The 8,370-nt window shown below is 44.7% G+C and carries 5 protein-coding genes; 1 reads left to right on the plus strand and 4 read right to left on the minus strand.

Annotated features, from left to right (window positions below):
* Window positions 1-92: 92 nt before the first annotated feature.
* The 3 genes from Q0668_RS06735 to ilvN all read right to left on the minus strand — a co-directional run bounded on the left by Q0668_RS06735 (window position 93) and on the right by ilvN (window position 2,856).
* Window positions 93-965: a radical SAM protein gene (locus Q0668_RS06735; RefSeq protein WP_298861732.1), complete on the minus strand. Its 873-nt coding sequence runs from the start codon at window positions 963-965 to the stop codon at window positions 93-95.
* Window positions 966-1,165: 200 nt separating this feature from the next.
* Entirely contained in the window at window positions 1,166-2,170 is a 1,005-nt protein-coding gene (gene ilvC / locus Q0668_RS06740) for a ketol-acid reductoisomerase (RefSeq protein ID WP_298861737.1), read from the minus strand.
* A gap of 170 nt (window positions 2,171-2,340) precedes the next feature.
* Window positions 2,341-2,856, minus strand: a complete 516-nt coding sequence (ilvN, locus tag Q0668_RS06745) for an acetolactate synthase small subunit (RefSeq protein ID WP_298861740.1) — start codon at window positions 2,854-2,856, stop codon at window positions 2,341-2,343.
* A gap of 343 nt (window positions 2,857-3,199) precedes the next feature.
* Here ilvN and recJ point away from each other — a divergent pair, with 343 nt between their 5' ends.
* Complete coding sequence (gene recJ / locus Q0668_RS06750; RefSeq protein WP_298861743.1) at window positions 3,200-4,963, plus strand: single-stranded-DNA-specific exonuclease RecJ; 1,764 nt, start codon at window positions 3,200-3,202, stop codon at window positions 4,961-4,963.
* 30 nt (window positions 4,964-4,993) lie between these two features.
* Here recJ and Q0668_RS06755 read toward each other — a convergent pair.
* On the minus strand, window positions 4,994-8,370 hold a 3,377-nt coding region (locus tag Q0668_RS06755), incomplete at its 5' end, for a malectin domain-containing carbohydrate-binding protein (RefSeq protein WP_298861746.1).

Below are 8,370 nucleotides of genomic sequence, written 5' to 3' on the forward strand. Positions count from 1 at the left end.
AACGGAATACCAAAGATCTGGAACCCGTTCAGCTTGATGAATAAGGAAATTGCGCTCGCATCGCCAAATGACTGACAGAGAGCGCTTCTCTGTCAGTCGGCGTTTCCGTAATAGACTTCTGTAGTGAGCCTCGTTTTTTCTTTCACTTTCCGGGCAATTTCATCCACCTGTTCTGTATAAAGTGAAGCGACATAGTCTTCAGCAGTTTGGCGTGCGATGGTATAGACCTGCACCAGTTTTATTTGTCCGCCTGCGCTGATAATTTCATTCAGTCTCATACAGTAAGCATCAATTTCTGCTGCATCAGGAGGTTCCTGGTTGACCAGCATAAAAAGACTCTGAATGACGATCGGTCTTTGTATTGCAACAAGCGAAATATTATCCAGAATTTGCTGAAACCGGATTTTCGTACGATCAATCTTTTTGAAGTAGTCCTCAGTACCTGCATCAAGTTTGGCCCAGATCTCCCCCTGATTTTGATCGAGAATCTTGAGGGCATTCTGCGTGCTTTTCCGGTGAAACATACTGGCATTTGTGATTAATACCATTTTGACCTGATCGGCCTGATACTTCATTTTTAATTCTGCGACATATTCGACGATCTTGTCAAAGTTGCGGTACGTCGTTGGTTCTCCATCACCAGAAAAAGCAAGATCGTTCAATCTTCTGAGATCTGAAGGGACTGAGGAAAATTTTTCATCCTGATAAATCTCCCCACTGATTACAAAGTTCAGCATATGATCCAGCTCTGCCAGCAGTTGATCGAACTCGACAAAACGGGTTTCTGATTCTTCTCTGCGATCGACCTGGCAGTAAATACAATCAAAATTGCAGATTTTATCGGGATTCAAGTTGATCCCGATCGAGATACCCTTGCTGCGACGGGACAACACGGGATAAACAAACCTGTTATCATGATAGTTTCGCTGGTGTTGTGAGTGTAGAGGAAGCGACGGTGATGTCATGTCTCAAATTCCAAATGGAAGTGTGATTAACTCTCTCTCTTTTTATACGACGGTGTATTATCAATGACAAGTGGGGATGAAATAGTTATCATTTGAACCATTTTATCAAATTAAGGGAAGAGAGTTCGATCCAAAAAAAAGTGGCAAAGACTTCAATAAGTCTTTGCCACATAGATGCTTCTGGGATCTGCTGAACTGGTTTAGACTTCTTTTGAATCGATCCAGCTCATCATGCGGCGGAGTTCTTTTCCGACGGTTTCGATCGGATGCTGTTTATTTAAACGGCGGATCGCTTTGAATGAGGCCTGATTGGCTTTGTTTTCCAGCAACCAGTTCCTGGCAAACTCTCCCGATTGAATTTCTGAGAGAATCTTCTTCATTTCTTTTCTGGTTTCGTCTGTAACAATTCGAGGACCACTTGAGTAATCACCGTATTCGGCTGTATTTGAAACACTGTATCGCATGTAATTCAAACCACCCTGGTAGAATAAATCCACGATCAGTTTCAATTCGTGCATACACTCAAAATAAGCCATTTCCGGCTGATAACCGGCTTCTACCAGCGTGTCATAACCGGCTTTCACTAATTCGCTGACACCACCACAGAGTACAACCTGTTCTCCAAAAAGGTCCGTTTCTGTTTCTTCAGCAAAAGAGGTTTCGATCACACCGCCACGAGTTCCGCCGATACCTTTCGCGTATGCTAATGCCAGTTGACGAGTACTTTCAGCTGCATCATCTGATAAAGCAATTAATGAAGGAACACCACCGCCTGCGACATATTCGCTGCGAACCAGGTGACCTGGACCTTTGGGGGCGACCAATGCAGCGTCTACTCCCACAGGAGGGACAACCTGATTAAAGTGTATATTGAATCCATGCGAGCATAAAAGGATATTTCCCTTACTCAAATTGGGAAGAATTTCGCTTTTGTAGAGATCACCCTGAACTTCATCAGGCAGCAGGATATTAACCAGATCTCCTTGTTTTGTCGCTTCAGCAAGAGAGACTGGATCAAAGCCGTGACTGACAGCTAGATCGTAGTTTTCACTTCCTTTACGTTGTCCAATAATGACATTGCAACCACTGTCACGCAGGTTTTGTGCTTGTGCATGTCCTTGGCTACCATAGCCAAGAATGGCAATTGTCTTATCTTTTAACAGGGACAAATCTGCATCATCATCGTAATAAATTGTTACTGCCATAATCCTGATCTCTTGTAATGATGTAAGGCTGAGAGAAGCAAAACCGGTTCTGCTTCTATTAGAACTTGAACAGCCAAAAAGCTGCTTCAACAATATCTTTGGAAACAACTTCCTGCTCGATGAGAGTCATTCAGCTGTAAATCACATTGCTAAATGCTCTGATGGAGTTGTTAAACAGTTTCCACAGTCTCTGAATCAACGTCTGCTTTCACTGTTTCTGAGCGTAATAGTGCGATTCGCCCTGTACGTACGATCTCAAGTATTCCAAAAGGTCTCATCATGTCAATGAATGCATTGATTTTGGATTCCTGACCTGAGATTTCGATCATCACGTTTTCAGAGCTCACGTCAACGATTTTCGCACGGAAAATGTCGACTAATTCACGAATTTCTGACCGTGATTTTCCAGGAGTCGCTACTTTCATCAGCATCAGGTCTCTTTCGACGTAGTCTTGCCCTGAAAAATTGACGACTTTCACAACTGTGACCAGTTTTTCCAACTGTTTTCTGACCTGATCGAGCTTGTTGTAATCACCTACGACAAAAGTGATTCTGGAAAATTCCGGTTCTTCTGTTTCACCGACAGCTAAACTTTCGATATTGAACGCACGCGATGCAAGCATTCCCGAAATATGGGCTAATACACCGGGCTGGTTCACTACTAACGCAGAAAGAACTTGTTTCATCCCAAAACCTTAATTCGTAATCTAAACAGAAACATGGGTACCGTGAAAGTCAAAGAAGCATACAGTTTAGTCTTGATCTCAGGTCCCCACAAGTCCCGACACCGAGATCTGTGCTTGCCGCACTGAGGATCAGGTGGATTAGATCGATTATGCACCTGCTTCTACTGATAAGTCGACATTCGAGTCGCTTCTCTGGTTCGTTTTTGCTTGAGGTAGATCGAATGTCTTTCATTTTGTACAGATAATCAATCCGCTGGTTTTGACAGTCGGACGCGACTCTGTTTAAATATTCGTAAGCATTGCAATCAGGCATTTTATCTTCTTATTCTGATCGAGAGCAAGGATGACTCAAAACTGGCGATTTGCGCCCCACGATGAATCACAGGTCCGTCGTCTCAGTTCGGATATGAAGGTCTCTCCTTTGTTGGCGCAAGTTTTAATCGCGCGAGGATTCAGAGACGCACCGTCAGCGCGCAGTTTTATTGATGCACGCATGACAGACTTGCTGGAACCCAGTTCCATGTCGGGGATTGAAGAAGCTGCTGAACGAGTGATTGCTGCACTGAATGCCAAGCGACGCATTACGATCTATGGTGACTACGATGTCGATGGTATGACAGCGACCAGCATTTTATTGCAATGCATCACATTAGCGAATGGGCAATGCGACTACTTTATCCCCAACCGTCTGGATGATGGTTACGGTTTGAATTGCGATTCAATTCGGGCACTGCATGAGGAAGATCCCAGCCGTTTACTGGTGACCGTCGATTGTGGAATCTCAAGTCTGAAAGAAGCTGCCCTCGCGAAAGAATTAGGGTTGGAGTTGATCATTACCGATCATCATCAGATGAGTGATCAGCTACCGGATGCCAATTGTCTAGTTCATCCTCGATTACCGGATGGTAATTATGAATTCCCTCATTTGTGTGGTGCCGGTGTTGCTTTGAAGCTGGCCTGGGCAGTTTGCCAAAAACTGGGCGACGGTCAGAAGGCATCTCCGGTCATGCGTGAGTATCTGAAATGTGCAGTTGGTCTTGCCGCAATTGGTACTGTTGCCGATGTGGTCCCTTTAGTTGGTGAAAATCGAATTCTCGTACGATATGGGTTGAATGCTCTGGCAGATAAAGCACCGTTGGGTTTGCAGGAATTAATGAAAGTTGCGGAGATTAAATCTGATCAGAGACTCGATACCGAAGATATTGGATTTGCTATAGCCCCTCGTTTAAATGCCGCGGGTCGCTTAGGGCAGGCACGATTAGCAGTCGAACTGTTAACAACGAATAATCAGGAAAGAGCCAGTCAGCTGGCGACTTACCTCGACGAACTCAACAAAAATCGCAGAACTGTTGAGCGAAGGATTATGAAGCAAGCCAAAGAAATGGTTGAGGAGAATGACGAATGGTCCAATCACAGTGCGTTGGTATTAGCACATCAAGATTGGCATCCGGGTGTTATTGGTATCGTGGCAAATCGAATTGCAGAACATTTTGAAAAACCTACAGTCCTGATTGCATTAGATGCCAGTTCTCGAACAGGTCAGGGGTCTGCTCGATCGTTTGCCGGATTTGATCTGCATGCGGGATTTTCATCCTGCTCCGAACACTTACTCCGCTATGGAGGTCATCAGGCTGCGGCGGGTCTCAAAATCGATGAAGATCGTATTGAAGGATTTCGACTGGCATTTGCTGAATATGCTGCCTGTGCTCCCCAACCATCCGAATATGATTTGCAAGTGCGCATTGATGCAGAAGTCTGTTTAAATGAAATTACAAAAAAGGCAGTTCGTGAGCTGGATTGTCTTGGTCCTTTTGGGCAAGAGAATCCACGCCCTCAGTTTGTAGCGACACGAGTTGAGTTGGCAGAACCTCCACGCACTATGGGAGAAGGGGGACGCCATCTTTCGATCGTCTTCCTGCAACAAAAAACAAAGATCCGCGCGATTGCCTTCGGTAAAGGTGAATGGGCCAGTCAAATGGAAGACGAAGGCGGCCCTTTTTCCATCAGCTTTGCCCCAAGCATCAATCGTTTTCGTGGCTTTGAAAGCGTTCAGTTACACCTGAAAGACTGGACATCAGAGAAAACAAAGACGCCACTCACTTCCTGAGCTGGTATAAAATGTTTTCAAACAGATGTGTTAGATTTCGCTGATCACTTCAATGCCGGAAATAACGGGCGGATATTTTGAATCATCGGCGGCGTTGAATTCAATTTCGATCTGATCGTTCACGGGAATCCCAGGGAACTCTTTGACTAAACATCGCATAGACTGTCCTGTTTCTTGAACGATATCTAAGTTTTGAATTACTCGTTTTCCCTGCAATCCAATATCGAACTGTCTTTCTCCGGATTGGACTTTATCGTCAGGTTCGGTAAACGTGAGTTTGATTGTATACCGACTGGCGGATTTTTCCGTTGCTGATTGTTTACGAGTTTCTTTCGCCAACAGTGATTGTGATTTGGTTTTCAGTACAAGTCGCGCTGATCCGGAACTTGCGCCCTTATAGGATTTGGCAATTCGAGTCCCAGTTCCTGTAAACAGGAATGAAATAGAATTCCCTGCTTTCCACTCTTTGTTTGCGAGAATTTCTTTGAGCAGGGGGGTCAGGTCGGTGGTCGCCTGGCGGGAACCATTCGCATTGAGTTTTGACCATGCCGCGGGAGACCACTCTGCATAGGCTTTCGTTCGTCTACGAGCAGAAATGTTACTTTTCGTTTCCACGAATGGCTGCGAATTGACTGAGTTTTCCGCTTGGATTTTTAGTTTACTGGTTGAATTTCCCAGCTCATCCACAGTGAATTGAATATAAGCTGCTTCAAGGTCATCTGCAGAAGTTAAAGGGATGTTTGTGAATCGCAGTCCGACAATAGACGGATCTTTTCCATCAAGTCCCAACTCCAGGTCGCTACTATGCAATTTGACTTCACCACGAGAACCCTCTTCAGCATCGTCATCCACTCCAGCAATAGGGATTCCCTCAGGTGCTTTTGCTTTCGTTTGTTGGTTGATTTCGATCGTAATCTTTTGCGGGTTTTCAATTCCCGAAGCAGCAACCCAGTTTAATCCATGTTTTGGAATGGGGACTTTGATTTTGAGAGAATGGTGTCTGAAACGTCCAAAATCATGATTGGAAAGAGTGACTTTCAAATCGGGAGAGGGGCCGCCGACACTGGGGTAATCAAGCCAGAGGGTTCCATTCTCTGATCGACGATCCCCGGGTGCGCCGAAATTAACACCTGCCTGCTTTACCAGAGAAGCAGAGGCGGGGCCCGTACCTAATTGGCTGTTTGTCCATACTTCAATTTCCGGCATATGAATCAGAGCCAGTGAGGTCTGATTCTGATAAGAACAGCTACAGGTGCGAGTATAATCTGGTGCATTTAAAACACCATTTGCAACCACTAAATTGGAAGTACAACTCGATTTGAATCCACCAAAGTTTCCGGTTCCGCTTTGTGATTCCAAGTCATAAAATCCGGCAGCTCCCGAGCGGAATGTCAATAAGTTTTCACTGGCAATGACATAATTACAACCATAAGTACGCGAAAATTTTAACGGTTCTTTTTGCTTTGTAATGGGATTGATGATTGAATAAGGAGTCCCATCAACAATATTAAAGGCTCCACCGGACACTTCATAAGAATTTGCTGAGGTGATGATGAGATCATTATGTAAGACACAAGGCCCGGTATATTTTCGGTCTTTGTTATGCCAGAGCACCTTGCCGGTATCGCCTTGAAAGGCAAGCATCCCTTGTCCTATTTCATCACTCAGGCGATCTTTGGCACGTGCGCCCGCCTGTAGTAAAAGGTCGTGACTTTTCGAGTATCCTAACCAGGAACCGAAGATATTCTGATTCGTCGACCAGAGTTCTTTTCCTGTTAACGCATCGATACAAAGAATGCGATATTTTTTCGGATCAGCCAAGCCGCGCCTTGAGAGCTTTTTCTCGGCACTGGCCGGTAATTTGTCGAGACAATAAATACGATTCTTGCCTGCAACAATACCATTATGCAAGAAAGAATTAATCGCATCGACTTGCCAGATTTTTTCTCCAGAATGACGGTCATACGCGATCAACCCCTGGCTAGCTGAGAGGTCGGTCGCAGAGGGTCCATCTTTGCCAGGTTTTTCATCCAGTCGTTTCCCATAATGTGCAAAGCCATTTCCCGCTAAGAGGATTTCATCATAGACGGCGATAAAAGCCCAGGCATTCTCGGGATTAGGCAGCTTAATGATTTGTTGTGTACTCCCATCGGCGGCATTTAAAACATGGCATTCTGAACCGATGGCTAAATAAACTTTCTCGGCCGTGGCAATATAATTCGTCCCGCGAGAATTAGCCCCTGGAATATGTTTCTGGTTGTATTGTGTGCTCAGAGGTGTGTCCTTATAGGTAGTATTAAAGTAGATGCCAAACGTACCCAGATCTTCAAATTCTCTGTGCCAGAGAACTTCGCCCGTATAAACATCGCGTGCACTTAGACTATTCATGCCTTCCAGAAACGTTCGACCGCCGACAACCTGTTCCGGAGGCCCATGGCCATGACGGGGAAGAATATCGTCGTGAGTATTTCCGCCGAACCAGAGAACACCCAATGGGAGTTTGACCCTTTTGTCATTTGATTTCACCGTATTGGCAATATCGCCATATTGATGGGTCCAGTCTGCTGAGTCCGGAAGTGCTCCTTTACGTTGAATGAGTATTCCGCTGGAAACAAGGTTCAGTTTTGCCTTAGGTAGTTTTGACTCATCAACAATAGATTTAAAATGGTTCTTCTGTGTTTGATTCTCTGCTGGAATCGAGATAACACCTCCATACGGTCGAACGGAGCGATAGATTTGTTTTAGCTGTTTGGAGCTGAGAGTACGGGCGAAAGTATCACTAATTAAAGTAATTCTCGCAATATGTTGCGGTGCCTGGAATGAATCAGGAGTTCCCTGATGAACCGTAATACGAGAACCATACAAATTCAGTGCATCATATTTCGTTCGCAAATCCTGCACTTTGGAAAGATCATTTTCGATGACAATTAATCGTAATGGAGAATGTTGCAGGAATGCGTCAAATAGCGGTTGGTTATCTGCTCCATAGCAGATCATATAACCTTTTTTTGATTGTGTTGTTTCCAGTAACGATTTTGCTTTCTTGATGGAGTTCGGATTGGAAATCAATGTATCAGAATTCTTCTGCACAATTGACTGAGGTGTTGAATCGTCGCTGGAAGTACCGAATGCCTTGATTTCTCCCTCTAAAGTCACCGCGAATAACTTATCATCTGCCGCGACTAATCTTAAGACTTGCCCTTTAATAGGAATCTGCCAGGCGATTTTTGGTTTTTGATCCTTTTTGACAGGAAGTGTAATTGCAGAAAGTGTCTTGGCTCCTGCTGCGTACAAGCGATTTCCTGCGCGTAACATGTCTCCCTGACCGTCCACGGCAAGTGACCATAATTCCTGGTGATTCTTTTTATAAGCTTTAATGAGGGGTTGCTTATTTTTCAGGAGGGCTG

The organism is uncultured Gimesia sp., from assembly GCF_937910335.1.
Lineage (GTDB): Bacteria > Planctomycetota > Planctomycetia > Planctomycetales > Planctomycetaceae > Gimesia.